The sequence below is a fragment of the Mesorhizobium sp. LSJC269B00 genome (assembly GCF_000502815.1).
Taxonomy (GTDB): Bacteria; Pseudomonadota; Alphaproteobacteria; order Rhizobiales; family Rhizobiaceae; genus Mesorhizobium.
In genome coordinates this window covers 706,028-730,139 of the sequence record NZ_AYVN01000005.1, presented here as the reverse complement: position 1 = coordinate 730,139, position 24,112 = coordinate 706,028, and the positions used below count along the sequence as shown (strand labels likewise).

28 protein-coding genes and 1 pseudogene are annotated in these 24,112 nt (G+C 62.9%); 22 read left to right on the top strand and 7 right to left on the bottom strand.

The features are described 5' to 3' along the window. Nucleotides 1–7 precede the first annotated feature (7 nt). The 3 genes from X771_RS148330 (at nucleotide 8) to X771_RS1000000166865 (ending at nucleotide 2,689) form a co-directional block, all read left to right on the top strand. On the top strand, nucleotides 8–1,636 hold the full coding sequence (locus X771_RS148330; RefSeq protein ID WP_023688598.1) for a DNA alkylation response protein: 1,629 nt from the start codon (nucleotides 8–10) through the stop codon (nucleotides 1,634–1,636). 124 nt (nucleotides 1,637–1,760) lie between these two features. Beyond that, entirely contained in the window at nucleotides 1,761–2,348 is a 588-nt protein-coding gene (locus tag X771_RS148335; protein WP_023688597.1) for a hypothetical protein, read from the top strand. After that, nucleotides 2,348–2,689: a DUF6105 family protein gene (locus X771_RS1000000166865; RefSeq protein ID WP_023693426.1), complete on the top strand. Its 342-nt coding sequence runs from the start codon at nucleotides 2,348–2,350 to the stop codon at nucleotides 2,687–2,689. The genes X771_RS148335 and X771_RS1000000166865 overlap by 1 nt, the downstream gene beginning before the upstream one ends. Here the strand turns inward: X771_RS1000000166865 and ruvX are convergent. Beyond that, nucleotides 2,607–3,113, bottom strand: coding sequence for a Holliday junction resolvase RuvX (gene ruvX / locus X771_RS148340; protein WP_023688595.1), 507 nt, complete (start codon nucleotides 3,111–3,113; stop codon nucleotides 2,607–2,609). The two genes, X771_RS1000000166865 and ruvX, sit on opposite strands and share 83 nt — an antisense overlap. Nucleotides 3,114–3,295: 182 nt before the next feature. Here ruvX and X771_RS0134265 point away from each other — a divergent pair, with 182 nt between their 5' ends. The 7 genes and pseudogenes from X771_RS0134265 (at nucleotide 3,296) to X771_RS148365 (ending at nucleotide 8,225) form a co-directional block, all read left to right on the top strand. Then, nucleotides 3,296–4,003 carry a metal-dependent hydrolase gene (locus X771_RS0134265; RefSeq protein ID WP_023670997.1) on the top strand — a complete coding sequence of 236 codons (708 nt, stop codon included), beginning with the start codon at nucleotides 3,296–3,298 and terminating at the stop codon, nucleotides 4,001–4,003. A 44-nt stretch (nucleotides 4,004–4,047) separates the two neighbouring features. Beyond that, a pseudogene (locus X771_RS01000000165100) lies at nucleotides 4,048–4,462 on the top strand (hypothetical protein). A 110-nt stretch (nucleotides 4,463–4,572) separates the two neighbouring features. Then, nucleotides 4,573–4,860 carry an Asp-tRNA(Asn)/Glu-tRNA(Gln) amidotransferase subunit GatC gene (gene gatC / locus X771_RS148345; RefSeq protein ID WP_023670999.1) on the top strand — a complete coding sequence of 96 codons (288 nt, stop codon included), beginning with the start codon at nucleotides 4,573–4,575 and terminating at the stop codon, nucleotides 4,858–4,860. A gap of 7 nt (nucleotides 4,861–4,867) precedes the next feature. After that, entirely contained in the window at nucleotides 4,868–5,323 is a 456-nt protein-coding gene (locus X771_RS148350) for a GNAT family N-acetyltransferase (protein WP_023671000.1), read from the top strand. Continuing rightward, nucleotides 5,323–6,888, top strand: coding sequence for an amidase family protein (locus X771_RS148355; protein WP_023688592.1), 1,566 nt, complete (start codon nucleotides 5,323–5,325; stop codon nucleotides 6,886–6,888). The genes X771_RS148350 and X771_RS148355 overlap by 1 nt, the downstream gene beginning before the upstream one ends. Before the next feature lies 1 nt (nucleotide 6,889). Further along, nucleotides 6,890–7,420, top strand: a complete 531-nt coding sequence (locus tag X771_RS148360) for a hypothetical protein (RefSeq protein WP_023671002.1) — start codon at nucleotides 6,890–6,892, stop codon at nucleotides 7,418–7,420. A 7-nt stretch (nucleotides 7,421–7,427) separates the two neighbouring features. Beyond that, nucleotides 7,428–8,225 (top strand): YdcF family protein, encoded by a 798-nt coding sequence (locus X771_RS148365; RefSeq protein WP_023688591.1) that lies wholly within the window; start codon nucleotides 7,428–7,430, stop codon nucleotides 8,223–8,225. Here X771_RS148365 and X771_RS148370 read toward each other — a convergent pair. Beyond that, nucleotides 8,174–8,917, bottom strand: coding sequence for a DUF599 domain-containing protein (locus tag X771_RS148370; RefSeq protein ID WP_023671004.1), 744 nt, complete (start codon nucleotides 8,915–8,917; stop codon nucleotides 8,174–8,176). The genes X771_RS148365 and X771_RS148370 overlap by 52 nt on opposite strands. Before the next feature lie 272 nt (nucleotides 8,918–9,189). On the opposite strand from X771_RS148370, the gene X771_RS148375 reads away from it, so the two are divergent. The 4 genes from X771_RS148375 (at nucleotide 9,190) to X771_RS148390 (ending at nucleotide 12,642) form a co-directional block, all read left to right on the top strand. Next, nucleotides 9,190–10,593: an L-serine ammonia-lyase gene (locus X771_RS148375; protein WP_023688590.1), complete on the top strand. Its 1,404-nt coding sequence runs from the start codon at nucleotides 9,190–9,192 to the stop codon at nucleotides 10,591–10,593. Between the two features lie 78 nt (nucleotides 10,594–10,671). Further along, nucleotides 10,672–11,109 (top strand): DUF1489 family protein, encoded by a 438-nt coding sequence (locus tag X771_RS148380; RefSeq protein ID WP_023688589.1) that lies wholly within the window; start codon nucleotides 10,672–10,674, stop codon nucleotides 11,107–11,109. Nucleotides 11,110–11,212: 103 nt separating this feature from the next. Beyond that, nucleotides 11,213–11,944 carry a hypothetical protein gene (locus X771_RS148385; RefSeq protein ID WP_023688588.1) on the top strand — a complete coding sequence of 244 codons (732 nt, stop codon included), beginning with the start codon at nucleotides 11,213–11,215 and terminating at the stop codon, nucleotides 11,942–11,944. Then, nucleotides 11,944–12,642: a DnaJ domain-containing protein gene (locus X771_RS148390; protein WP_023688587.1), complete on the top strand. Its 699-nt coding sequence runs from the start codon at nucleotides 11,944–11,946 to the stop codon at nucleotides 12,640–12,642. The genes X771_RS148385 and X771_RS148390 overlap by 1 nt, the downstream gene beginning before the upstream one ends. A gap of 46 nt (nucleotides 12,643–12,688) precedes the next feature. On the opposite strand, the gene X771_RS148395 is transcribed toward X771_RS148390, so the two are convergent. Further along, a complete protein-coding gene (locus X771_RS148395; RefSeq protein WP_023688586.1) occupies nucleotides 12,689–14,140 on the bottom strand; it encodes a D-alanyl-D-alanine carboxypeptidase in 1,452 nt (483 codons plus the stop codon). 11 nt (nucleotides 14,141–14,151) lie between these two features. On the opposite strand from X771_RS148395, the gene X771_RS0134255 reads away from it, so the two are divergent. The 4 genes from X771_RS0134255 (at nucleotide 14,152) to clpA (ending at nucleotide 17,853) form a co-directional block, all read left to right on the top strand. Then, the gene (locus X771_RS0134255) at nucleotides 14,152–14,427 is read left to right on the top strand and encodes a hypothetical protein (protein WP_156936000.1); all 276 of its coding nucleotides are present in this window, start codon (nucleotides 14,152–14,154) and stop codon (nucleotides 14,425–14,427) included. Continuing rightward, a complete protein-coding gene (locus X771_RS148400) occupies nucleotides 14,424–14,753 on the top strand; it encodes a phasin family protein (protein ID WP_023671011.1) in 330 nt (109 codons plus the stop codon). The genes X771_RS0134255 and X771_RS148400 overlap by 4 nt, the downstream gene beginning before the upstream one ends. A gap of 277 nt (nucleotides 14,754–15,030) precedes the next feature. After that, nucleotides 15,031–15,357 carry an ATP-dependent Clp protease adapter ClpS gene (clpS, locus tag X771_RS148405; protein WP_023671012.1) on the top strand — a complete coding sequence of 109 codons (327 nt, stop codon included), beginning with the start codon at nucleotides 15,031–15,033 and terminating at the stop codon, nucleotides 15,355–15,357. Nucleotides 15,358–15,363: 6 nt separating this feature from the next. Continuing rightward, complete coding sequence (gene clpA / locus X771_RS148410; RefSeq protein ID WP_023671013.1) at nucleotides 15,364–17,853, top strand: ATP-dependent Clp protease ATP-binding subunit ClpA; 2,490 nt, start codon at nucleotides 15,364–15,366, stop codon at nucleotides 17,851–17,853. A 368-nt stretch (nucleotides 17,854–18,221) separates the two neighbouring features. On the opposite strand, the gene X771_RS148415 is transcribed toward clpA, so the two are convergent. The 4 genes from X771_RS148415 to X771_RS148430 all read right to left on the bottom strand — a co-directional run bounded on the left by X771_RS148415 (nucleotide 18,222) and on the right by X771_RS148430 (nucleotide 21,224). Continuing rightward, entirely contained in the window at nucleotides 18,222–18,650 is a 429-nt protein-coding gene (locus X771_RS148415; protein ID WP_023671015.1) for an HIT family protein, read from the bottom strand. Between the two features lie 96 nt (nucleotides 18,651–18,746). Then, entirely contained in the window at nucleotides 18,747–19,961 is a 1,215-nt protein-coding gene (locus X771_RS148420; RefSeq protein WP_023688585.1) for a GNAT family N-acetyltransferase, read from the bottom strand. A gap of 55 nt (nucleotides 19,962–20,016) precedes the next feature. Further along, nucleotides 20,017–20,745 (bottom strand): glycerophosphodiester phosphodiesterase, encoded by a 729-nt coding sequence (locus tag X771_RS148425; RefSeq protein WP_023688584.1) that lies wholly within the window; start codon nucleotides 20,743–20,745, stop codon nucleotides 20,017–20,019. A gap of 14 nt (nucleotides 20,746–20,759) precedes the next feature. Next, the gene (locus X771_RS148430) at nucleotides 20,760–21,224 is read right to left on the bottom strand and encodes a RidA family protein (protein ID WP_023684686.1); all 465 of its coding nucleotides are present in this window, start codon (nucleotides 21,222–21,224) and stop codon (nucleotides 20,760–20,762) included. Between the two features lie 138 nt (nucleotides 21,225–21,362). Here X771_RS148430 and X771_RS148435 point away from each other — a divergent pair, with 138 nt between their 5' ends. The 4 genes from X771_RS148435 to rpsB all read left to right on the top strand — a co-directional run bounded on the left by X771_RS148435 (nucleotide 21,363) and on the right by rpsB (nucleotide 24,090). Continuing rightward, nucleotides 21,363–22,193, top strand: a complete 831-nt coding sequence (locus X771_RS148435; protein WP_023688583.1) for a cell envelope integrity EipB family protein — start codon at nucleotides 21,363–21,365, stop codon at nucleotides 22,191–22,193. Between the two features lie 44 nt (nucleotides 22,194–22,237). Beyond that, nucleotides 22,238–22,516: a DUF4031 domain-containing protein gene (locus X771_RS148440; protein WP_023671020.1), complete on the top strand. Its 279-nt coding sequence runs from the start codon at nucleotides 22,238–22,240 to the stop codon at nucleotides 22,514–22,516. Beyond that, entirely contained in the window at nucleotides 22,513–23,124 is a 612-nt protein-coding gene (locus X771_RS148445; RefSeq protein ID WP_023688582.1) for a LysE family translocator, read from the top strand. The genes X771_RS148440 and X771_RS148445 overlap by 4 nt, the downstream gene beginning before the upstream one ends. 177 nt (nucleotides 23,125–23,301) lie before the next feature. Next, nucleotides 23,302–24,090 carry a 30S ribosomal protein S2 gene (gene rpsB, locus X771_RS148450; RefSeq protein WP_023671022.1) on the top strand — a complete coding sequence of 263 codons (789 nt, stop codon included), beginning with the start codon at nucleotides 23,302–23,304 and terminating at the stop codon, nucleotides 24,088–24,090. The last annotated feature ends 22 nt before the right edge of the window (nucleotides 24,091–24,112 follow it).

Below are 24,112 nucleotides of genomic sequence, written 5' to 3'. Positions count from 1 at the left end.
ATTGGGCGTGACCGACGACGTGACCAACCAGCCGCCGCCGCTGACGGGCGGCAACGCCTGGCGGGGCGATCCGTTGCTGATCCAGCTTGCCGAGCGTTTTTCCGATCCGGTGCGCAAGGACCTCGACGGGCTTGGACGGTTCGTCCTGACGCAGGAGGCGCAGGAGCTGGCGCGCCTCGCCAATGTCGAGACGCCGAAGCTCCGCACGCATGACCGTCAGGGCCGGCGCATCGACCTCGTCGAATTCCATCCGGCCTATCATGCGCTGATGCGCCGCTCGGTTGCCGGCGGCCTGCATTCCTCGATCTGGGAAAACGGCGATAGCGAGATCGGCCGTCGCCATCAGGTGCGCGCCGCGCGTTTCTACCTGACCGCCGAACTCGAGACCGGGCATCTCTGCCCCATCACCATGACCAGCGCTTCGCTGGCCGCCCTGATGGCCAGCCCAAAGCTGTTTCGCGAATGGGCGCCGCGCGTGACGACGCGCAAATACGACCAGAGTCAGAAGCCGCCGGTTGACAAGACCGGGCTGACGCTCGGCATGGGCATGACCGAAAAGCAGGGCGGCACCGACGTGCGCGCCAACACCACACGGGCCGAACGCGCCGGCAGCGGCTTTTATCGCCTCACCGGCCACAAATGGTTCATGTCGGCGCCGATGTCGGACGCTTTTCTCGTGCTTGGACAGGCGCCGGAAGGGCTTTCCTGTTTTCTCGTCCCGCGCATCCTCGGCGACGGTTCCGGCAACGGCTTCCGCTTCCAGCGGCTGAAGGACAAGCTCGGCAACCGCTCCAACGCCTCGTCGGAGGTAGAGTTCGTCAACGCCATCGGCGAGATGGTCGGCGAGCCCGGCGCCGGCATAAAGACGATCATGGACATGGTCACGCTGACCCGGCTCGACTGCGCCGTCGCCTCGTCGGCAATCATGCGAGCGGGGCTGGCTGAGGCCGTGCATCACGCCCGTCACCGCCAGGTGGCCGGCTCGACGTTGATCGAACAGCCGCTGATGCAACGCGTGCTGGCGGACATGGCGCTCGATGTCGCCGCCGCCACGGCACTCTCGTTCCGACTGGCGCGCTCCTTCGACGAGGCTGCCGGCGACCGCGGCGAGGCTGCTTTTGCCCGCGCCATGACCCCGGTGGTCAAATACTGGGTCTGCAAGATCGCGCCGCCACTGCTCTATGAGGCGATGGAGTGCCTCGGCGGCAATGGCTATGTCGAGGAAGCGCCGCTCGCCCGCTACTACCGCGAAGCCCCGGTCAATGCGATCTGGGAGGGCTCAGGCAATGTCATGGCGCTCGACGTGCTGCGCGTGCTCGGCCGCGCGCCCGGCCTGTTCGAGGAGGTGCTGGCCGGCATCGACCGCGATCTCGGCGCCGGCGGACGCGGAACCATTGGCGTGCTCAAGGCGGCCATGCAGGTCGCCGGCACCGATGAGGGGTCGGCCCGCCTGCTGACCGAACAGCTGGCGCTGTCGGCGGCAGCTGCGGAATTGCGCCGGCTGGGGGCAGGGCGGATTGCGGACGCCTTCGTCGAGACGCGGCTCGCCGGCCAGTGGCGCAACACCTATGGCATGCTCGATTCGCGCCACGATGCGCGCATGATCGTCGACACGCTCTATCCGCCGGTGAATTGAGGGCCTTCCGCCAGGCCTTGAACGAATTTGCCTGCCTGTGGAAAGCCGTTAACCTTAACGAATGGTTTCCGTTGCAGCCGCAGGCCGCAGACCCCACTGTCTTTGTCACCAAAGCAGGAATGCCATGCGGCACATTTTGACGTCCTTTCTGGCCTTGCACTGGGCGCTGGTTTTCGCCCTGCTGGCGTTCATCTGTGTCGATGGAAACCGCGGCGTTGCGGGCGCTCTGGGCGTGCTCGGCGTCGTCGTGGAAAACACTCGTCTGGCCGATCTCGACAATGCTGCCGTCGTGGCGCCGCTGGCCATCGCCTTGCTGGTCGTGGCGGTGCTGTTTTGCTGGGTCTTCGTCGAGAGTCTGGTTAACGCCGCAGCGAGCCCGGACGGAGCCGACAGTGTGGCGCGGACCGCCTTCATTTCGGCATCCGCGGTGTTGTCGCTGATCCTGATCGGCGGCGCAGCGCGAGGCATCAACGGCCTGTTTTTGGTTGTCGCCGTACAATTGGCGGCACTTCTGGCCTCCTATGTCGCCATGCTGGCCGAGCGGAGGTCGGTCTTCGCCGTCATGGTTTCGCGGGAGGCAGAGAGTCGCGCCACCGCCCATGCCATGGCCAAGGGTGCCGCGCACGGCTCCTTGCTGTCGCGCATTTCCGGCCGTCCGGACATTGGTCCCAGCGGTCCCAGAGGCGGCTCCAGCCGCAGGGACGGTCACTGATGCGCACGCTGTTCGCATTGTGGGCCGCGCCACTCGCTCTGTTCTGGGGCTGGTTCTTCCTGTCGCTCAACGACATCAATTTCGGCTACGTCATGCTCAGCCGGCAGCTGCATGATTTCGTGTTCCAGCTCTACGGGCAGATGCTGGGCATCGATCCGGCGATCATTCCGGGCATGGTGGCAAGGGCCTGCGTCTTTGACGGCTTCCTGCTGATGGCATTGTGGGCGTTTCGCCGCCGCCGCAACATCACGGCCTGGGTCAGGCGGCAGGCGGGGAATCCGGTTCCGTCCGATCGCGTGGGTCAAGCGACTGGAGCCGGTCCAGAACTCCCTGCAGAATAAAGGCCGCAGCCGCCGAATCGATCTTGCCGGCGCGCTTTCGGCGCGAGAAATCCATCTCGATCAGCGTCCGCTCCGCCGCCACCGTCGACAGCCGCTCGTCCCACAGCACGAAGGGCAGGTCGGTTATACCTGCCATGTTGCGCACGAAGGCGCGCGACTTCTGGGCGCGGGGACCTTCCGAACCGTCCATGTTGATGGGGAGACCGAGTACAAACGCGCCGACATTGTCCTTCTGCAGCTGGGCGAGCAGTGCTGCCGCATCCAGCGAAAATTTTTTGCGCAGGATGACCGCGCGCGGATGGGCGAAGGACAGGCCGCGGTCGGAAACGGCGACACCGATCGTCTTGTCGCCGAGGTCGAGCCCGGCCAGCGTCCTGCCGCCCTCCAGCCGTGCCGGCAGATCCTCGATTGCTATGATGCCCAACGGCTTTCCCCAACCAGTTTTACCGTGACCCAGTCTTAACCGTGACCCAGACTTACCGTGACCCAGACTTGCCGTAACAAAGACCGCGACACGTTCTTTTGAACCGCGAGCACACTATGTCACTTTAATTTTGCTGCCGGCGTTCTATCTTCCGGCGCAACCAAAATCGAGGAACACGATCGATGAAATTGACCTGGTACGGACATTCCGCCTTCCGCGTCGAGACATCAGGCGCGAACATCCTGATCGACCCCTATCTCGTCGGCAATCCGTCATGGACGAGCGGCTGGGAGGGGCCGGCGGAAGGCGTCACCCATGTGCTTCTGACCCACGGCCACAGTGATCATGTCAGCGGCGCGGTGGAGGTGCTGAAGAAGAGCGGCGCCCAGCTGGTCGCCAATTACGAGATCTGCATGTACCTGGTCGGCAAGGGCGTCGACGGCAAGAAGATCAATCCCGGCAATCATGGCGGCACCGTCGATTGCGGTGCCTTCACCACCACATTCGTGCAGGCACTGCATTCCTCGTCGTTTGGGCTCGATGGCGGCCAGAACGTCTACCTCGGCAATCCCAACGGGCTGGTCCTGCATTTCCCGGAGGACAAGACGCTCTACCATATGGGCGACACCGACATCTTCTCCGATATGGCGCTGATCGAGGAATTGCATGAGCCGAAGATCGGCCTCGTGCCGGTCGGCGACCGCTTCACCATGGGCGGCGCGGTGGCGGCCCTGGCCTGCCGGCGCTTCTTCCACTTCGACACGGTCGTTCCCTGCCATTTCGGCACCTTCCCGATCATCGACGCGACGGCGGAGAAGTTCGTGGCCGGCCTCGAAGGGTCAGGTGTCGACGTAGCCTTGCCAGCGATCGGCCAAACGATCACACTATAAAGCGATCGTTTGAACGATCCCTTGTCGCAAAGGGGAATCAAACCATGGGCTTGAGAGTGACTCTTTGCGTGTCGATGCTGGTTGCGGCGTCGCCCGCATCCGCCGCCGAGGACTTCATCAAGGGCGTTTACCTCCAGACCCAGGAGCTTTGCGCGCAAGCCAAAAAGGACACGCTGCAGACGCTGATCGACACCGGCAATGTCATCTTGTCGGCGGACGGCCTGCAAAGCGTCGAGTATAATTGCGAGTTCGTCCAGGTCACCAAGGCGACGCGCTCGCCGAGCTGGGCGGTCACTGCCATCTGCCAGGAGCCGGGCTTTCTCTTTCCCGATATACTGTCGATCACGCAGATGAACGACCCAAATCGACATCGTCTCGGTGCGCCCGACCGCCGACGAAGGCGAGCAGGCCGGCAATGGCGGCAGCTATTATCTGTGCGAGGGTGTATCGCTGCCCTAGGCTGAAATGCCGCCCTGGCATGAACGGGCTCTATCCCCAAGCACGATCGATGTTGCGCGGCACGCGCCACGCCGCTATAGCGCCATCTGGTTTTCCCAAAGGCTAAAGACATGTCCGTTGATCTGCAAACTGTGAAGCGCGTCGCGCGTCTCGCCCGCATTGCGGTGAGCGAGGAGGATGCCGAGCGCATGACCGGCGAGCTGAACGCCATTCTGGGCTTTGTCGAGCAGCTGAACGAGGTCGATGTCTCCGGCGTCGAACCGATGACATCGGTGACGCCGATGGAGATGAAGAAGCGCCAAGACATCGTCACGGACGGCAACAAGGCCGCCGATATCGTCGCCAATGCGCCGGCCACTGACGAGAATTTCTTCCTCGTGCCGAAGGTCGTGGAGTAGGCGGCCGATGGCAATCGAGATCGCGATCGAAACGCCGCTGCAGGACGATGTCCGCGCTTTGGTAGAGGAGCTCAACGCGGCTCTGCTCGAACTGACGCCGCCGGAGCATTGCTACCATCTGACGGTCGAGCAGATGGCTGGCGACGACACCACCGTCTTTATCGCCCGCGACGACGGGCAAGCCATCGGCTGCGGCGCGCTGAAGCGCCATGATGCCCGCGTCGGTGAGGTCAAGCGTATGTACACGCGGCCTTCGCATCGGGGCAGGAAGATCGGCGCCAAGATCGTCGAACATGTCGAAACGCTGGCGCGCAGCGAAGGGCTGAAGCGCCTGGTGCTTGAAACCGGCGACCGCCATCCCGCCGCCTGGACCGTCTACGAACGCGCCGGCTTCTCGCGCTGCGGGCCGGTGCTGGATTATCCCGATTCCGAGTGGTCGGTGTTTTACGAAAAGAGCCTTTGATGAGCGAACTGACCCATCTGACAATTTCGCAGGCGCGCGCCAAGCTGCGCGCCAAGGAGATTTCGGCCGTCGAAATCACCGAGGCCTATCTCGGTGCCATCGAGCGCGCCAATCCGGTGCTCAATGCCTACATCGTCGTCACCGGCGACAAGGCGCGCGATATGGCCAAAGCTTCCGACGCCAGGCTCGCCAAGGGCCAGGGCGGTGCGCTGGAAGGCATCCCGCTCGGCATCAAGGACCTGTTCGGCACCGAAGGTATCCACACCCAGGCCTGCAGCCATGTGCTGGACGGCTTCAAGCCGCGCTACGAATCGACCGTCACCGCCAATCTGTGGGCAGACGGCGCCGTCATGCTGGGCAAGCTTAACATGGACGAGTTCGCCATGGGCTCGTCCAACGAGACCTCCTATTACGGCCCTGTCGTCAATCCGTGGCGGCGTTCGCGCCTCGACACGGTGGTGATGCCGACCACGCATCAGGGCGATGGCGGTTTCGTTTCGGCCGGCGGCACCAAGACCGCGCGCACGCTGGACAATGCCCAACTGGTGCCGGGGGGCTCGTCGGGGGGCTCGGCTTCCGCCGTCTCGGCTTTCCTGTGCGCCGGCGCCACCGCCACCGACACCGGCGGCTCGATCCGCCAGCCAGCCGCCTTCACCGGCACCGTCGGCATCAAGCCGACCTATGGCCGCTGCTCGCGCTGGGGCATCGTCGCCTTCGCTTCGTCGCTCGATCAGGCCGGCCCGATCGCCCGGGACGTGCGCGATGCCGCGATCATGCTGAAGTCCATGGCCTCGGTCGACGCCAAGGACACCACTTCCGTCGACCGGCCGGTGCCGGATTACGAGGCGGCGATCGGCAAACCGATCAGGGGCATGAAGGTCGGCATTCCCCGGGAATACCGCGTCGACGGCATGCCGGAAGAGATCGAGGCGCTGTGGCAGAAGGGCATTGCCTGGCTCAGGGATGCCGGCGCCGAGATCGTCGACATCTCGCTGCCGCACACCAAATACGCTTTGCCGGCTTATTATATCGTTGCGCCCGCCGAAGCGTCATCCAATCTGGCGCGCTATGACGGCGTCCGCTACGGCCTGCGCGTGCCGGGCCAGGACATTGTCGACATGTACGAAAAGACCCGAGCCGCCGGGTTCGGTCGGGAGGTCAAGCGTCGCATCATGATCGGCACCTATGTGCTGTCGGCAGGCTATTACGATGCCTACTATCTGCAGGCGCAGAAGGTGCGCAATTTGATCAAGCGCGACTTCGAGACGGTTTTTGCCGACGGCGTCGACGTCATCCTGACGCCGGCGACGCCGTCGGCCGCCTTCGGCATCGCTGACGAGGACATGGCCGCCGATCCGGTCAAAATGTACCTCAACGACATTTTCACGGTGACCGTGAACATGGCCGGACTGCCGGGCATTGCCGTGCCTGCCGGCCTCGATGCCAAGGGCCTGCCGCTCGGCCTGCAGCTGATTGGCCGTCCCTTCGACGAGGAAACCCTGTTCCAGACAGCCGCCGTCATCGAGCAGGCGGCGGGAACCTTCCAGCCGGAGAAGTGGTGGTAGCATGCCGCCTCCGTCTCGCATTTCCATCGTCGAGACGGGAAACGAACTGCTGATCACGAACCCGCCACGCACCTCGGATTTCAGGACAGTCTTTGTCCTGATCGGGGCCGCGATCGTCGCCTACACCGGCTACATGGGATTGACAGATATGTCGTCCGCAACGCTCACCAGCGGCACGCTCGGCCTGCTGTCCTTCGTGGCGGTCATTGCCCTCTTCACCTATTTCCTGGGCAAGGATTTCATCTGGCGGGTGTTCGGCAGGGAAACCCTGCGGCTGACCGACACCGCAGCCGTGCGCTCGGTGAGGGGTTCTTTGCGAAATCGGTGGTCACTGCCTTTGAAAGGGCATCTTAGGGTCGAAATCCTCGACCATACCTATCCCACGGACGAAGTGGGACTGTCGGAAGTCATCAGCTTAACCAACGCGAACGGCGTCCTTGTTTTCGGCAGGGAGTTAAGCCGCCTCGAAGCGGAAGCGGTAGCGAGTGCGGTCGAGCACTTCACCGGCCGTCACAATTTGAGCTGGAGATAGGCAGGCAATGTTCTTCTATCTCTCCAAGGTATTCTGGTTCTTCGTCCAACCACTCAACCTGGCGATCTTCCTGCTGCTTGCCGGCTTGCTCGCGGCGCTGATCGGCCGCCGGCGATTGGCGGCGACGGGCAGTGTGTTCGCCTTCCTGATTCTGGCGCTGTCGGCCTGGACGTCGCTTGGCGCCATGATGCTCAATCCGCTCGAAGAGCGCTTCCCAAAGCCGCCGCTGCCGCGGAAGGTCGACGGCATTGTCGTGCTCGGCGGCGGCTTCGAGGGCGCCATCAACTTGGCGCGCGGCGGCTATGAGCTGAATTCCGGCGGCGACCGCATGGTGGAGGCGGCGATCCTTGCCCGGCGCTTTCCCGAGGCGAAAGTGGTTATCTCGGGCGGCACCGGTGAACTGTTCATCGATGGCGAGGGGGATGCGGCCACCGCGCCGCGGCTGCTCGGTGCGCTTGGCGTCGACGCCGATCGCCTGATGCTCGAGAGCAAATCCCGCAACACCTATGAGAATGCGGTCTTCACCAAGGAACTGGTAACACCGAAACCGGGCGAGACCTGGCTGCTTGTCACCTCCGCCTTCCACATGCCGCGCGCCAAGGCGCTGTTCGACAAGGCCGGCTTTCAGACGGTCCCGTGGCCGGTCGACTATCGCACCTCGGGCAAGGAAGGCTTTGGCCTGTTTCGCGACAACGCACCCGATTCGCTGCAGACCACCACCATTGCGATCCGCGAATGGATCGGCCTCGCCGCCTATTGGCTATCGGGCCGGATCGACCAGCTTTTCCCCGGCCCGGGCGGCTGACCGATCACCGCTTGTCGCGCCGCTGAAAAGAACTGGCGCCGCACCAGCACCGCCAGAAGCAGCAGCGTCGACAGCACGAACACGATCGGGTCGACGAACCAGCCGAGATAGCCGATCGAGAAGAACACCGCGCGCAGGCCTGAATTGAAATGCTTGCCGGCCAGCATGTTCATGCGCGCCGCGCGCCACACCGCCGTTTCGCTGACCGGGTTGCGTGACGCCTCGCCATAGGGGATCGGCACCGCGCCGATCAGGATCGTGCAGTAGTTGAAGAGACGGTAGGCCCAGCCGAACTTGAAGAAGGCGAAGGCCAGGATCAGCACCAGGCCAAAGACCTTGATCTGGAAGGCGGAGCGCGATGAGGTCGCGTTCAACGGCAGGTCGTTCAGCACGGCAAGGACCTGATCCGAGGCGCCAAGCAGCGCGAAACAGCCACCGAGCGCAATCAGCGAACTGGAGGCGAAAAAGGCGGTGCCTTGCTGCAGGCCGCTCATGATGGCGGTGTCGACGATGCGGATTTCGCGCTCGGCCATGGTGCGCATCCAGGCCTCGCGCTGCACGTTCATGGCCATCGTCAACGACACCCGGCTGACCAGTCTGCCGTCGGACGCCAGTGTATGCAGCAACCATGCGAGCAGGAAGAAAGCCAGCGCCGCCAGATCAGCCGTCGACAGATGGAAGGAATCGCCCATGCCCCCTTTTACCACAGGCAAAGCGGTCAGTTCGATGCTCCAATGCATGCCGCCCAGAGGTGAGCTGCGGTTCTGGGACAACGACATGCATTGAAACAAGAACTTAAAGCGCGTCGCATGAATCCGTTTCAGCGCGACGCGCTTTCAGCCGGTGATGTCGCTGCCGGAGCAAACAAGGTCGGCAGGTGCAGCGCCGCAATCCGCAAAACAGCACAAACATCATGGAAAGTCCTATATGTAGGTCTTGATCCCATTCCCGGAGACGGCGCAGCGTGTTTCTTTCGGTTTTCGACCTGTTCAAGATCGGCATCGGACCGTCGAGTTCGCACACGATGGGACCGATGACAGCGGCGCGGCGGTTTCTCGACGAGATCGCCGGAGACGACTGGCCGCGCCCGGCCGGCGCGAAAGTTGATCGTCTCGGCGCCAGCCTGCACGGTTCGCTCGCCTATACCGGTATCGGCCATGGCTCGGATCGCGCCGTTGTCCTCGGCCTTGCTGGCCTGACACCGCAGACGGTCGATCCCGATCAGGCCGAAGGCATCGCCACGCGCATCGCCGCCGAGAAGCGGATATCGCCACACGGCCATCCCTCCTATCGCTTCGACCCGGCGACGGATCTGGTGCTCGACCGCAAGACGCCGCTCACCGGCCACGCCAACGGCATGGCCTTCTACGCTTACGATGCCGGCGACCGGCTGCTGCTCAAGCGCATCTATTATTCCATCGGCGGCGGCTTCGTGGTGTCCGAGGAAGAGCTGCAGCGGATGAAGGTCAAGGGCTCGGTGACCACAGAAGGCAAGAAGGTGCCCTATCCCTTCAAGAACGCCGTCGAGATGCTGAAGATGGCAGGCAAAAGCGGCCTGTCTATCGCCGACATGAAGCGCGTCAATGAAGAGACGCATATGTCGCGCGAGGAGCTCGACAGCGGCCTTGATGCGATCTGGGGCGCCATGAAGGGCTGCATCGACCGCGGCCTGTCGCAGGACGGCATCATGCCGGGCGGGCTGAAAGTGCGCCGTCGTGCCCGCATGCTGCACGACAAGCTGCAGGAGCAATGGCAGCAGAACAAGCCCAACCCTTTGCTGGCCAATGACTGGCTGTCGATCTACGCCATGGCGGTGAACGAAGAGAACGCCGCCGGTGGACGCGTCGTCACCGCGCCGACCAATGGCGCGGCCGGCACATTGCCGGCGGTGCTGCGTTACTGGCTGCATTTCCACCCCGAGGCTGACCAGCCGAGCATCCGCGACTTCCTGCTCACGGCGGCCGCCGTCGGCGGCATCATCAAGACCAATGCCTCGATCTCCGGCGCCGAGGTCGGCTGCCAGGGCGAGGTCGGCTCGGCCTCGGCGATGGCTGCCGCGGGTCTCTGCGCCGTCATGGGCGGCACGCCCGAGCAGGTCGAGAACGCCGCCGAAATCGCGCTCGAACATCATCTCGGCATGACTTGCGATCCGGTCGGCGGTCTGGTCCAGGTGCCTTGCATCGAGCGCAATGCGCTCGGCGCCGTCAAGGCGGTCACCGCCGCCTCTCTGGCGATCAAAGGCGACGGCGTCCATTTCGTGCCGCTCGACGCCGCGATCGAAACAATGCGCCAGACGGGCCTCGACATGAACGAGAAGTACAAGGAAACCAGCCTTGGTGGGCTCGCCGTCAATGTCGTGGAATGCTGACCGCGCAACGCCACTGGCACTGTGGAGAAGTCGGGCAGGGCCGTTGACGCAATCGCGCGCCGGACTAAACCTTAAGCGATGGCACTCAATCTCCTAAAACTGTGCGTCGGTTGCGACAGCGTCGAGGACCTCGAAGAATGGATCGCCTTTCGCGTCGATGAGCGCCGCCGCGCCGGCGAACCCGCCGAGCACTGGCACACCACCCGCATGGTGCCGGCGCGCGGCGCCGAGGTCACCGATGGCGGTTCGCTTTATTGGGTGATCAAGGGCAGCGTGCAATGCCGCCAGCTGATCACTGATATCAGGCCCTTCACCGACGACGAAGGCATCGGCCGTTGCCGCCTGATGCTCGACCTCGACGTCGTGCGCACCGACTGGCAGCCGCGCCGCGCCTTCCAGGGCTGGCGTTATCTCAAACCGTCGGATGCGCCCGCAGATTTCGGCAAGGGCAAGGCCGGAATGGTCGAGATGCCGCCGAAACTGAAGCGCGAGCTCGCCGATCTGGGCTTGCTGTAGAGCCAAGGGCGCGGCCGCTTCTCCCAGAGCGTCGAGCGCTGGCCCTTCATCTTGTCCAAGGCTGGACTTGCAAGGGGCTCGACAACGCCACATCTTGCTTCTTATGAGCGACAAGAAGCAGCGCGTGCCCGCAAGGGCCAGTCCTGCGCCGGTCAAGCCTCAATCCAATGCCGGCGAGATCGACGCCTTCATCCGTCAGGCCCGGACGCTTGCCGCGTCCGCGACCGGCTCCGGGCGGCTGATCCTTGCGCTCGACGCCACGATGAGCCGCCAGCCGACCTGGGATCTCGCCACCAAGCTGCAGGGCGAAATGTTCGACGCCGTCGGCAAGGCCGGAACTCTCAGCGTCCAACTGGCCTATTTTCGCGGGTTGGGCGAGTGCCGCTCGTCGGCTTTTGTCGCCGACACCAATGCCCTGAAGCAGCTGATGACGCGGATCGACTGCCGTGCCGGCCACACCCAGATCGGCAAGGTGCTGGCGCATGCGCTGAAGGAAACGGCGGCGGCCAAGGTCAACGCTCTGGTCTATATCGGCGACGCCATGGAAGAGGATATCGACGAGCTGGCGCAGAAGGCCGGCAGCCTCGGTCTGCACGGCGTTCCCGTCTTCGTCTTCCAGGAAGGCCATGATCCCGGCGCAGAAAAGGCGTTCAAGGAGATTGCGCGGCTGTCCAAAGGGGCTTGGTTCCGATTTGATCGGCGGGCTGCCGCGACCTTGGCCGGGCTGCTTTCGGCGGTTGCCGTCTATGCGACCGGCGGATTGAAGGCGCTCGAGGCAAGGGACAGGCCGGGAGACCGGCTGCTGATCGAGCATCTCAGGGGCGGCGGGAATTGATGGGCGCTATCATTGCACTTGTTGCACTGTTTCTGGTGCTGCTCGGCGCGGCGACGATCTTTGTCCGCGCCGATGCGCAAAAACTGGCAAGCGGCATGCGCACGCTCGGGCCGGTGCTTCTGGCGCTGGTCGGGCTCGCCGTGCTGGTGGTCGGGCGCGAAGGCATTGCCGGCCTCATCCTGGCCGCGGCTCTTGCCGGGTACGGTTCGATGCGAATGAAGCGGCCGTCGGTCGGGCCGGCGCCCGGCAAGCGCTCGACGGTGCGGACCGCCGCACTGGAAATGGAGCTTGATCACGATACGGGCGGGCTTGAAGGCCTGGTTCTGGCCGGCCGCCATGAAGGCAAGATGCTGGGCGCGATGGGCCTGGCCGAGCTGCAGCAGCTTTACCGCGAACTCCCCGGCGACCCGGAGAGCCGCCAGCTCCTAGAGACGTATCTTGACGGCCGTTTTCCCGTCTGGCGCAAAGACGCTGAGGCGAACGGTGGCGAAGGGCTGGGTGTTGCGCCAGGTGCGGGCGCCATGACTAAGGAGGAGGCCTACAAGATCCTTGGTCTTGAAGCGGGGGCCGCCGCGGCGGATGTCCGCAAGGCGCACCGCCGCCTGATGCAGCGCCTGCACCCCGACATCGGCGGCACGTCTTTCCTGGCGGCGCGGATCAACGAAGCCAAGGACGTCTTGCTCTCCAATCACAACTAGTCTCCTTCGACGCAGTAAATTTCCGGGAGATGGTTCCGACGCCGCCCTACTGTTGGACGGCGTAGCAGGCGATTTTCTTTTTCTTCAGGGCATTGCAGGCATTCCAGGCCGCGTCCTTCGAGCGGAAGCCGCCGAACCGGGCGCGGTAATAGGTCTCGCCGTCCTTTTCGAAGGCGACGGTGAAACCGGAAGCAGCCCCAAGAACTTTGGGCGCCAGCTTGGCGGTCTTGTCGATGAAAGCCTGGGCTTCGGACTGCTTGGGCGACGACGCCACCTGCACCGCCCAACCAGCCGGCACCGAGGCCGTGTTGACCGGGTCGACCGCCTGTGGGGATACAGGCGTGGGTTCGGCATAGGCAGCCACAATCTGCGCAGTTTCGACCTTCGGCGCCGTCACGATGACGGTCTTGACCTTCCTGGTCTTGACGACGGGGGCGGCCTCTTCGACCGCGGCCACCGTCTGTTCGTCGGCAGACTGGCCTTCAGCAGACTGCTCGTCAGCGGATGTCGGATCGTCATTGGACGCTACGGCATCGTCTTCAACGATCGGCTTGCCATCCGGCGTCGGCGCGTCATGCTTGGGCAGGAAGACCTTGGCCAGCGCCTTGACCGGATTGTCGCCGCCGGCCTTGGCGACCAGGGCGCCGCCGCCGCGGGTCGATGCGCGCGGCATGTAGGCGTTGATCAGGCCGGCCATCTGGTTGTCGCGGCTGCGCCCCGAAGTGCCGCCCATGACGACGGCGACGAGGCGGCGGTTGCCATCCGAAACCGACGAGACGAGATTGAAGCCGGAGGCGCGGGTATAGCCGGTCTTGATGCCGTCGACGCCCTTGATCCGGCCGAGCAGACGGTTGTGGCCATTGATGCGCTGGCGGCCGTAAAGGAAGGAGCGCTGCGAGAAATAGCCGTAATACTGCGGATAATGTTCCCGGAGCGCTATGCCAAGCATCGCCATGTCGTGGGCGGTTGTGAACTGGCCGGGATCGGGCAGGCCGTTGGCATTGCGAAACACGGTGCCGTCCATGCCGAGCGCGCGCGCCTTAGCGGTCATCATGCGGGCGAAATTGCTTTCGCTGCCGCCGAGCAGTTCGCCGAGCGCGGTCGCCGAATCATTGGCCGACTTGGTCACCATCGACAGGATGGCGGTCTCGACCGAAACCGCTCCGCCCGCCTTGACGCCGAGCTTGGTCGGCGGTTCGGCCGCCGCTTTGGCCGAGAACGGCACGGGCGTGTTCCTGCTGATCCGGCCCTTCGCCATGGCCTCGAAGGTCAGATAGAGCGTCATCATCTTGGTCAACGACGCCGGGTAGCGCCGGCCGTTGGCGTCGGAGGAATAAAGTACCTTGCCGGTCTTGGCGTCGACGACGATCGCCGAAGACCTGGCGGCCATCGAGGACGCGGCATCCGCAACGACAAATGACATCGCCAAAGCGAGGATCATGATCGTTTTGAGGGAAGATGCGGATTTTGAACCGAAGACCGACAACGCCTGACGCACTGATAGTTCCTTTGAAACTCATTGCCATGGAGGCGGCAAAGGGATCCGACCTCACTTGTCGTCAAACTATCGCGGCCAGCGTTACCAATCCGTTTATGGTAACCGGCGCGTTCACCATTTTCCTCGGGCTTGAGCCTTTCTTTGTTCGAATTTTAGCTGTTGCCGGCGCAGCGCGGCCTGATGCCGCTGAAATCTTGACTTTTGTGCAGCGCACAATATATTCTCGTGCATTGCACAACCGCGCTCAGGCAAGGGCGCTTCAAAACGCCAAGGGAAACGTCAAATGACCCAGACCTACGAGGACTTCTCGAAATACGGCAAGGAGTTTGCCGATACCGGATTGAAGAGCTTCACCTCGCTCTCCAAGGGCGCGCAGGCGATCGCCACGGAAGCTGGCGAATACACCAAGAAGAGCTTCGAAGCCGGCAGCGCCGCGGTCGAAAAGCTGTTCTCCGCCAAGTCGCTGGAAAAGGCGGTCGAGATCCAGTCCGACTTCGCCAAGCAGAGCTATGAGAGCTTCGTTGCCGAGGCGACCAAGTTCGGCGATCTCTATGCCGATCTCGCCAAGGAGGCTTACAAGCCCTTCGAATCGATTGTCGCCAAGGCGAAGTAATTTCGCTCGAGAATACCAGGCACGGCCTTTCGGGCTTGCAGAACAGACCCGGTCGCGGATGCGCGGCCGGGTTTTTTCATGCCGGATTCAATTCCGGGGCTTTGGCGGTTCACGATTTTGAAAATCGCCTCGGTTTGCCCACCTAGCCATATTGTCAGCTAACAAGAAGGGCTTAAAATCGTCCATCGAACACCTACATATCGAACTCGCCATGGGGATTCGAAAGAGGCAGGATTACGTGACTTCAGGTTTGACTGCCACGACAAGCGTGGTGCGGATGCAAAGTGACGGCGACGGCAATGAGGCCGGTCGCGGCACAGCCGTCATTACGCGCACCAAGACCAAGACCAAGAAGCCCAGCCTTTACAGGGTCCTCATCCTCAACGACGACTATACGCCCATGGAGTTCGTGGTTCACGTCCTGGAGCGTTTTTTTCAAAAGGACCGCGAAGCCGCCACACGCATCATGCTTCATGTTCACAATCATGGGGTGGGCGAGTGCGGGGTCTATACATTCGAGGTGGCCGAGACCAAAGTGTCTCAGGTCATGGATTTCGCCCGACAGAATCAGCATCCGCTGCAATGCGTGATGGAGAAGAAGTGAGGTAACATGCCGGCTTTCTCCCAAGGCCTGGAAAAGGCGCTTCACCAGGCGCTGACGCTCGCCAATGAGCGGCACCATGAATATGCAACCCTAGAACATCTGCTGCTCGCCCTCATCGACGACACCGAGGCGGCCGCCGTTATGCGCGCCTGCAACGTCGATCTCGACGAGCTGAAGCACACCGTTCTGACCTATATCGACACCGAACTCGACAATCTGGTCACCGGTTACGATGAGGATTCCAAGCCGACCGCCGGCTTCCAGCGCGTCATCCAGCGCGCCGTGATCCATGTGCAGTCATCCGGCCGCGAGGAAGTGTCCGGCGCCAACGTGCTCGTCGCCATCTTTGCCGAGCGCGAGAGCCATGCCGCTTATTTCCTGCAGGAACAGCAGATGACCCGCTACGACGCGGTCAACTACATCTCGCACGGCATCGCCAAGCGCCCCGGCGCATCGGAGACGCGCTCGCCGCGCGGCGCCGATGACGAGCAGGGCGGCCAGAACGGCGCCGAGCCGCAGGAGGAAGGCGGCAAGAAGAAGCAGCAGCAGGATGCGCTGACGGCTTATTGCGTCAACCTCAACAACAAGGCCAAGGCCGGCAAGATCGATCCGCTGATCGGCCGCGAGAGCGAAATCAACCGCACCATCCAGGTGCTGTGCCGCCGCTCCAAGAACAACCCGCTCTATGTCGGCGATCCCGGCGTCGGCAAGACGGCGATTGCCGAAGGCCTGGCCAAGCGCATCGTCGAGGGCGATGTGCCCGAAGTGCTGCAGGACGCCACCATCTTCGCGCTCGACATGGGCACGCTGTTGGCCGGCACGCGCTATCGCGGCGATTTTGAAGAGCGGCTGAAGCAGGTCGTCAAGGAGCTCGAGGATTATCCGGGCGCCGTGCTGTTCATCGACGAGATCCACACGGTGATCGGGGCCGGCGCCACCTCAGGCGGCGCGATGGATGCGTCGAACCTGTTGAAGCCGGCGCTGTCTTCGGGTGCCATCCGCTGCATCGGCTCGACCACTTACAAGGAGTTCCGCCAGTTCTTCGAGAAGGACCGCGCTCTGGTGCGGCGCTTCCAGAAGATCGACGTCAACGAGCCGACCATCGAGGACGCCATCGAGATCATGAAGGGCCTCAAGCCCTATTATGAGGAATTCCACAAGGTGAAGTTCACCAACGAGGCGATCAAGGCTTCGGTGGAACTGTCGGCCCGCTACATCAACGACCGCAAGCTGCCGGACAAGGCGATCGATGTGATCGACGAGACCGGCGCCTCGCAGATGCTGGTGCCGGAAGCCAAGCGCAAGAAGACGATCGGCATCAAGGAGATCGAAGCCACGATCGCCACGATGGCCCGCATCCCGCCGAAGACGGTTTCGGCCGACGACGAGAAGGTGCTGCAAGGCCTCGACATCGAGCTGAAGCGCGTCGTCTATGGCCAGGACACCGCCATCACCGCGCTGACCTCGGCGATCAAGCTGGCGCGTGCCGGCCTGCGCGAACCGGAAAAGCCGATCGGCTCTTACCTGTTCTCAGGCCCGACCGGCGTCGGCAAGACCGAAGTCGCCAAGCAGTTGGCTGCCTCGCTCGGCGTCGAGCTGATCCGCTTCGACATGTCGGAATATATGGAACGCCACACCGTTTCGCGGCTGATCGGCGCGCCTCCCGGCTATGTCGGCTTCGACCAGGGCGGCTTGTTGACCGACGGCGTCGACCAGCATCCGCACTGCGTGCTCTTGCTGGATGAAGTCGAGAAGGCGCATCCGGACCTGTTCAACATCCTGTTGCAGGTCATGGACCACGGCAAGCTGACCGACCACAACGGCAAGCAGATCGACTTCCGCAACGTCATCCTGATCATGACCACCAATGCGGGCGCATCGGATGCGCAGCGCGCGGCGATCGGTTTCGGATCGACCAAGCGCGAAGGCGACGATGTCGAGGCCATCAACCGGTTGTTCACGCCGGAGTTCCGCAACCGTCTCGATGCGATCATCCCGTTCGGCTCGCTGCCGGTGCCGGTCATCCATCAGGTGGTGCAGAAGTTCGTCATGCAGCTCGAGGCCCAGCTCTCCGAGCGGGGCGTCACCTTCGACCTGTCGTCCGACGCGATCGCCTGGCTGGCCGACAAGGGCTATGATGAGCGCATGGGTGCGCGGCCGCTCGGCCGGGTCATCCAGGAGCACATCAAGAAGCCGTTGGCCGACGAGGTGCTGTTCGGCAAGCTCAAGAAGGGCGGCACGGTGCGCGTCACAGTCGAGAAGAAGGAAACCGGCGAAACCGGCCTTAAGCTCGAATCACTGGCCGACGAAGCCCCGGTGCAGCCGAAGCAGGAGCCGGAAGAGGCGCCGAAAGCCCGCAAGGCGGTGGCCAAGAAGCCCGTCGCCAAGAAGGCGGTGGCGCAGAAGCCTCAGCCCAAGGGCAAGGACGAGCCTGAGCCCAAGGGCAAGGATGGCGGCAAGCGCAGCCTGGTGCCGCAACTGCCGCGCAAGAGCTAAAAAGTTCGCCTATGAAAAAAGGGCCCGGTGACGGGCCCTTTTTTCATTGGCTGGCCGGTTTGCCGACACAGCGCCCCTGCTTTTCAGGTCAGATGTTGTTAGGTCAGGCGGCGACGCCCTCGGGTGCAAACTTGCCCAGGAAGTACCCGCACGCCTTCCAGATGGCGATCGAAATCAGATCGCTCGCATAGTCATCCACGGCCCGGCAGCTGCTTTTACCAACGGCTCTGATGTCGCAACCGAATGTTCCACGGTTTTTAAAACCCAAACGCATCCCGGTACGGCACTTTATCACGGGGTGGTTTGATATTTTCCTAACCGACGTGGTGGATTGTGGCTGAGCGCATCGCCCTGAGGCGCGCGCCACCTCAACCGTTCAGCGCTGCTCGGATCCTGGCCGCGTTCTCAGTCAGCACTTCGGGCTTCTCCATCTGCCCCGTATGCGGCTTGAGCGCGATGCCTTCGAACCGCGGGATGACATGGACATGCAGGTGGTAGACGGTCTGGCCGGAGGCCGGTTCGTTGAACTGCAGGATCGTGACCCCGTCAGCGCCGAAAGCCTTTTTGACCGCCAGCGACACCTTTTGGACCGTGGTGAACAGCCGGCCGAGCGTCGCCGGATCTGCATCGAGCAGATTGCGCGACGGTGCTTTGGGCACCACCAGCGTGTGACCGGGGCCTTGCGGCATCACATCCATGAAGGCGACCACGGCATCATCCTCGTAGACGCGGTGCGACGGGATTTCGCCGCGCAGGATCTTCGCGAAGATATTGCTGGGATCGTAGGCCTCGGTCATGGCGGCGCTCCGGGAGTATGCTCCCGGTGTAGCGAAGCTGTCCCGGACCGGCAAGATGGTCCGGCGATATCGACAGGCGAGGGCAGGGGCGGATCGCTATTCCTCAAGATCCTTGCGGAACGGCGTATGCTCTTCCAGGATTTCGCCCATCCGCTCGACCTCGCGGCGTTCCCGCCGGAGATAGTCGGCCACAGCATTGCGCAGGCCGGGATGTGCGATGTAGTGCGCCGAATGCATGGTCACGGGACGATAGCCGCGCGCCAGCTTGTGCTCACCCTGCGCGCCGGCCTCGACCACCTTCAGCTTACGCTCGATGGCGAAGTCGATGGCCTGATGGTAGCAAACTTCGAAATGCAGGAACGGGTGGTCCTCGATGCAGCCCCAATTGCGGCCGTAGAGCGCATCGGAGCCGATGAAGTTGATGGCGCCGGCGACATAGCGGCCATTGCGCTTGGCCATGATCAACAGGATGTCCTGGGACATGCGCTCGCCGATCAGCGAGAAGAACTTGCGGTTGAGATAGGGCCGGCCCCATTTGCGGCTGCCGGTATCCATATAGAAGGCGAAGAAATCGTCCCACGCCTTTTCGGTCAGGTCCTTGCCGGTCAGCCGGTCGATCGAGATACCGTTGGCGAGCGCCTCGCGGCGCTCCTTCTTCATCGCCTTGCGCTTGCGCGATGCCAGCGTGGCGAGAAAGTCGTCATAGGTCGAAAAGCCTTCGTTGAAGAAATGGAACTGCTGGTCGGTGCGGTGCAGGAAGCCGGCTGCTTCCAGCGTTGCAACGTCGCTTTCACTGGCGAAGGTGACATGCGCGGACGACACGCCGAGCTTTTCCGTCACCGCCTTCAGGCCCGCTGCGAGACCGGCCTTCACAATGGCGCTGTCCTCGCCTTTGCTGACCAGCAGGCGAGGGCCGGTGACCGGAGAGAACGGCACGGCGCATTGCAGTTTCGGATAGTAGTTGCCGCCGGCGCGTTCGAACGCATCGGACCAGCCGTGGTCGAAGACATATTCGCCCTGGCTGTGCGATTTGAGATAGCAGGGCACGGCGCCCAGCAATCTGCCTTGGGCATTTTCCAGTCTGAGATGATGACCTTGCCAGCCGGTACGCCGCACAGCGCAGCCGGAATCTTCAAGCGCGCTCAGAAAAGCATATGAAACGAGAGGGTTATAGCCATTTTCTGTGTCGCTGCGGGTTGTGCCGGTAAAGCCGTTCCACTCGTCGCAGGTGAAGGCATTGATGCCGGCGGCAACGCGGATGGAAAACTCCGCATTCGCCGTTTGCCCGTCACCTTCATCACCCTGATCCATGGGGCTTATTTAAGCTCTGTCGGGGCCGCTACAAGTCACGTTTCAGGCACTTCCATCAGGCGACATTGACCAGATCGGGTTCGAACCCTTCGAACGTCATCTGGTCGGCGTATTTGAAGGTGAGATCCACCGCCGGCTGGTCATGCACCGTCCAGGTGATGACAGGCATTTTAAGCCTTTCGCGCACGAAGCTGACGAACGGGTTCGGCAGATCGCCCGCGGCATAGGAGGTGAAGGCGAGGCCATGCGCCAGCATGGCGAAATGCGCCTCGATCAACTGGTTGTCCTGGCCATAGGCCGTGAGCCCGCCCGGAATTCCTGGCGCATCCCTGGGGAAATCGCGGACCAGCCAGTGGTCGAACGACATGATCGCCGCCTTGCCCTTATAGCGCTCCAGCATCTTGCCGACGCTCGCCACCAGGCCCTCGTCGTAGCCGGGCACACCCTTCAATTCGACCACCAAAGGCACGCGGCCGTCGACCAGGTCGAGCACCTCCTGAAGTGTCGGCACATGGTCCTTGGTGCCGCCGATCCTGAGCGCCGCCAGTTCCGCTGCCGTGCGCTGCCAGACGAAGCCGTCCTGGCCGGTCAACCGACTGAGATCGCCGTCATGAATGATGACGGGGACGCGGTCGGACGACAAATGCACGTCGCATTCGATCGCATAGCCGCGCTCGGCGGCAGCAGCGAAGGCCGACAGCGTGTTTTCCCAGCGCGTCTTGTTCATGTCGTGAAAGCCGCGATGCGCCACCGGGCGGGCGGTCAGCCAGGAAAGGTCGGTCATTGTCTTGGTCCTGCTCATGCGACCTCGAAGACGGCTTCGATTTCCACTGCGGCATTAAGCGGCAGACAGGCGGTGCCGACGGCGGAGCGGGCATGCTTGCCGCGCTCGCCAAGGGCGGCGACCAGGAAATCGGAGGCGCCATTGGCGACCAGATGCTGCTCGACGAAATCCGGCACTGATGCAACAAAGACGGTGATCTTGACCAAACGCTGGATTTTTTCGAGATCGCCAAGTGCTGCTTTTGCCTGGGCCAAGACATTGATTGCGCAGTACTTTGCGCCTTCCTTGCCGGTTGCGGTATCGACGTCGCGGCCGAGCAGGCCGCTTGCCTGCAGCTTGCCGTCCTTGAGCGGCAACTGCCCGGCGGTGAACAAAAGATTGCCGGACCTGCAATAGGGCACATAGTTCGCGGCGGGCGCTGCGGCGGCAGGTATTGTCACGCCGAGATCGCTTAGCCGCTTTTCGATTGTTTCACTCATGGTATTTCCCTATTGCTTGGAGACGCCGCGCTGGCCGGGCCGAAATTGCTATTTTTGCCTCGCTTCCGCCACGACTTTTTTTAAGCTGGACCATCTTTACCTGCGGCCTGCCATCAGCTGCGACGATCGGAGCCCCTTATGCGCGCAACGCGCCTTGCCTTCCACGCCGTTCTCTTTCCGGTGCTGTTCTCGATGGCTCCAGCCTTTGCCGTGCCGGCGCTGCAGGCGCATCGCGCCGTCTACGATCTTACCCTCGACAAGGCGTCGGACCGCTCGGGCATCACCGGGATTTCCGGCCGCATGGTCTATGAGTTCAACGGCTCGCCCTGCGAGGGCTATACGGTAAAATTCCGTTTCGTCACCCAGATCGCCACCGGCGACAACACCAGGCTGACCGACCAGCAGACGACCACGTTCGAGGACGCCGAAGGCAAGACCTTCTCGTTCGTGACCAAATCCTTCGTCGACCAGAACCTAGACAAGGAGGTCAAAGGCACCGCCACAAAAGAGACCAAGGGTCTCAAGGTCGATATCGACAAGCCCGAGAAGAACAGCCTCGAACTCGCCGCCACCCAGTTCCCGACCCAGCATCTGGTCGAACTGATCGGCAAGGCCGAGAAGGGCGAGAATTTCTACGAAACCAGCCTGTTCGACGGTTCGGAGGATGCCAACAAGGTGATGACCACCACCGTCATCGTCGGCAAGAAGGCCGAGGGCGACAAGGCCGACCCCGAAGCGCCGGCGCTGGCCAAGCTTGCCGGCGACAAATACTGGCCGGTCGACATCGCCTATTTCGACGAGACCGACAAATCGGGCGAAGAGGTGCCGGAATACCGCATCAGCTTCAAGCTGCACGAGAACGGCATCACCCGCGACCTCACAATGGACTATGGCGAGTTCTCGATGACCGGAAAGCTGGTCAACCTGTCGCTGTTCGATCAGACCAAGCCTTGTCCGGTCTCGAAATAGCAACAATGCGGCGCTGGCCACGGCAGGCTTGATGGCAGTTCCCGATGGCGGTCTATGTCGATGCGGCGATCTGGAAATGGGCCGGCCATCGCTGGTGCCACCTGATGGCCGACGATACGGACGAACTGCATCGTTTCGCCGCCGAGCTTGGTGTCAAGCGTTCGTCCTACCAGGGGCCGCCCAGGACATCGGCGCCGCACTATGACATAACCGGCTTCGAGCGCGACCGGGCGGTGCGGCTCGGCGCCATCGAATGCAGCCGCGAGGAGATCGTTGCGATCTTCAGGCGCGTACGGGTACCCAACGGAAAGGGCCGATCGTGACGCTAACGGCATTCCTGGCTTATTGCCTTGCCATCACACTTGCCGCCGCCACGCCGGGTCCGGCGATGTTCACGGTGATCACCAACGGCGTGGCACGCGGCTTCCTGCGTGCGTTCGTCGCCGGAATGGGCATTGCCGCCGGTGATGCCGTGCTGGTCACCTTGGCACTGCTCGGGCTGGTGGCGCTGGCCCAGACCTTCGAATGGGTGTTTCTCCTGTTGAAATACGCCGGTGCGGCCTACCTGATTTTCCTCGGCATCAAGATGTGGCGGGCCGCGGCCGCGCAATCGGCCGCGCAAGGAATCCCCCAAACCGGATTGTCGCGTTCGTTCCTGCTTGGCGCCTCCGTGGCGCTCGGCAACCCGAAGGCGATCCTGTTCCACGCCTCGATCATGCCGCTGATCCTCAACCTCGACACCATGACGTTTGCCGACGGCCTGCTGGTGGTGGCAGTCGTCGTCGGCGCCAATATTCTCACCATGGGCATCTACGCCGCGCTGGCGGGCAGGGCATCCGGCTGGTTCAGGACGCCCGAACGCATGCGGCTGATTAACCGGTTCGCCGGCAGCGCCATGATCGGCACCGGAGCGCTGATTGCCGCACGCTGAGCGATGAAGCACCTCACCGCTTGCGTTTGCAGCACTTCCCCTCTATATGCGCGCTCATTCCACACACGGACTTTGGTGTCTGCCCGGGAGAAATCCGGCTGAAACCTCCGGTGGCGTTCGAGGACAAAGTCCAAAAATGCCTGTGTCCGTGGAGGCTAACCGGAAAAGGAACTAAGAATGGCACTGCCTGATTTCAGCATGCGCCAGCTTTTGGAAGCTGGCATTCACTTCGGCCACCAGACCCACCGCTGGAACCCGAAGATGGCGCCTTACATCTACGGCGCCCGCAACAACATCCACATCATCGACCTGTCGCAGACGGTGCCTTTGCTGCACCAGGCTCTGAAGCAGGTTTCCGACACCGTTGCCAAGGGCGGCCGCGTGCTGTTCGTCGGCACCAAGCGCCAGGCGTCCGACATCGTCGCCGACGCCGCACAGCGTTCGGCCCAATACTATGTCAACTCGCGTTGGCTCGGCGGCATGCTGACCAACTGGAAGACGATCTCGAATTCGATCCAGCGCCTGCGCAAACTCGACGAGATGCTGGCCGGTGAGGCCCAGGGCCTGACCAAGAAGGAACGCCTGAACCTCGACCGCGAGCGCGAGAAGCTCGACAAGGCGCTCGGCGGCATCAAGGACATGGGTTCGACGCCGGACCTGATGTTCGTCATCGACACCAACAAGGAAGCGATCGCCATCCTCGAGGCCAAGCGCCTCGGCATCCCGGTCGTCGCCATCATCGATTCGAACTGCGATCCGGACAAGATCGATTTCCCGATCCCCGGTAATGACGACGCGGCGCGCGCCATCCAGCTCTATTGCGACCTGATCGCCAAGGCTGCCATCGACGGCATCGCCCGCCAGCAGGGCGCGCTCGGCGTCGACATCGGCGCCTCGGTCGAAGCTCCGGTCGAACCGGCGCTTGATCCGGCTCCGGCCCCGGCTGCTGACGCTCCGGAAGCTTGACAATCGAAGGCCGGTTGCGGCC

What these genes read in the sequence shown, in the direction of transcription:
- X771_RS148335 (WP_023688597.1), top strand. Translation starts at nt 1,761, where the DNA reads ATGCGGCACATTTTGACGTCCTTTCTGGCCTTGCACTGGGCGCTGGTT.
- X771_RS1000000166865 (WP_023693426.1), top strand. Translation starts at nt 2,348, where the DNA reads ATGCGCACGCTGTTCGCATTGTGGGCCGCGCCACTCGCTCTGTTCTGG.
- X771_RS0134265 (WP_023670997.1), top strand. Translation starts at nt 3,296, where the DNA reads ATGAAATTGACCTGGTACGGACATTCCGCCTTCCGCGTCGAGACATCA.
- gatC (WP_023670999.1), top strand. Translation starts at nt 4,573, where the DNA reads ATGTCCGTTGATCTGCAAACTGTGAAGCGCGTCGCGCGTCTCGCCCGC.
- X771_RS148350 (WP_023671000.1), top strand. Translation starts at nt 4,868, where the DNA reads ATGGCAATCGAGATCGCGATCGAAACGCCGCTGCAGGACGATGTCCGC.
- X771_RS148355 (WP_023688592.1), top strand. Translation starts at nt 5,323, where the DNA reads ATGAGCGAACTGACCCATCTGACAATTTCGCAGGCGCGCGCCAAGCTG.
- X771_RS148360 (WP_023671002.1), top strand. Translation starts at nt 6,890, where the DNA reads ATGCCGCCTCCGTCTCGCATTTCCATCGTCGAGACGGGAAACGAACTG.
- X771_RS148365 (WP_023688591.1), top strand. Translation starts at nt 7,428, where the DNA reads ATGTTCTTCTATCTCTCCAAGGTATTCTGGTTCTTCGTCCAACCACTC.
- X771_RS148370 (WP_023671004.1), bottom strand. Translation starts at nt 8,917, where the DNA reads ATGGGCGATTCCTTCCATCTGTCGACGGCTGATCTGGCGGCGCTGGCT.
- X771_RS148380 (WP_023688589.1), top strand. Translation starts at nt 10,672, where the DNA reads ATGGCACTCAATCTCCTAAAACTGTGCGTCGGTTGCGACAGCGTCGAG.
- X771_RS148385 (WP_023688588.1), top strand. Translation starts at nt 11,213, where the DNA reads ATGAGCGACAAGAAGCAGCGCGTGCCCGCAAGGGCCAGTCCTGCGCCG.
- X771_RS148390 (WP_023688587.1), top strand. Translation starts at nt 11,944, where the DNA reads ATGGGCGCTATCATTGCACTTGTTGCACTGTTTCTGGTGCTGCTCGGC.
- X771_RS148400 (WP_023671011.1), top strand. Translation starts at nt 14,424, where the DNA reads ATGACCCAGACCTACGAGGACTTCTCGAAATACGGCAAGGAGTTTGCC.
- clpS (WP_023671012.1), top strand. Translation starts at nt 15,031, where the DNA reads ATGCAAAGTGACGGCGACGGCAATGAGGCCGGTCGCGGCACAGCCGTC.
- clpA (WP_023671013.1), top strand. Translation starts at nt 15,364, where the DNA reads ATGCCGGCTTTCTCCCAAGGCCTGGAAAAGGCGCTTCACCAGGCGCTG.
- X771_RS148415 (WP_023671015.1), bottom strand. Translation starts at nt 18,650, where the DNA reads ATGACCGAGGCCTACGATCCCAGCAATATCTTCGCGAAGATCCTGCGC.
- X771_RS148420 (WP_023688585.1), bottom strand. Translation starts at nt 19,961, where the DNA reads ATGGATCAGGGTGATGAAGGTGACGGGCAAACGGCGAATGCGGAGTTT.
- X771_RS148425 (WP_023688584.1), bottom strand. Translation starts at nt 20,745, where the DNA reads ATGACCGACCTTTCCTGGCTGACCGCCCGCCCGGTGGCGCATCGCGGC.
- X771_RS148430 (WP_023684686.1), bottom strand. Translation starts at nt 21,224, where the DNA reads ATGAGTGAAACAATCGAAAAGCGGCTAAGCGATCTCGGCGTGACAATA.
- X771_RS148435 (WP_023688583.1), top strand. Translation starts at nt 21,363, where the DNA reads ATGCGCGCAACGCGCCTTGCCTTCCACGCCGTTCTCTTTCCGGTGCTG.
- X771_RS148440 (WP_023671020.1), top strand. Translation starts at nt 22,238, where the DNA reads ATGGCGGTCTATGTCGATGCGGCGATCTGGAAATGGGCCGGCCATCGC.
- rpsB (WP_023671022.1), top strand. Translation starts at nt 23,302, where the DNA reads ATGGCACTGCCTGATTTCAGCATGCGCCAGCTTTTGGAAGCTGGCATT.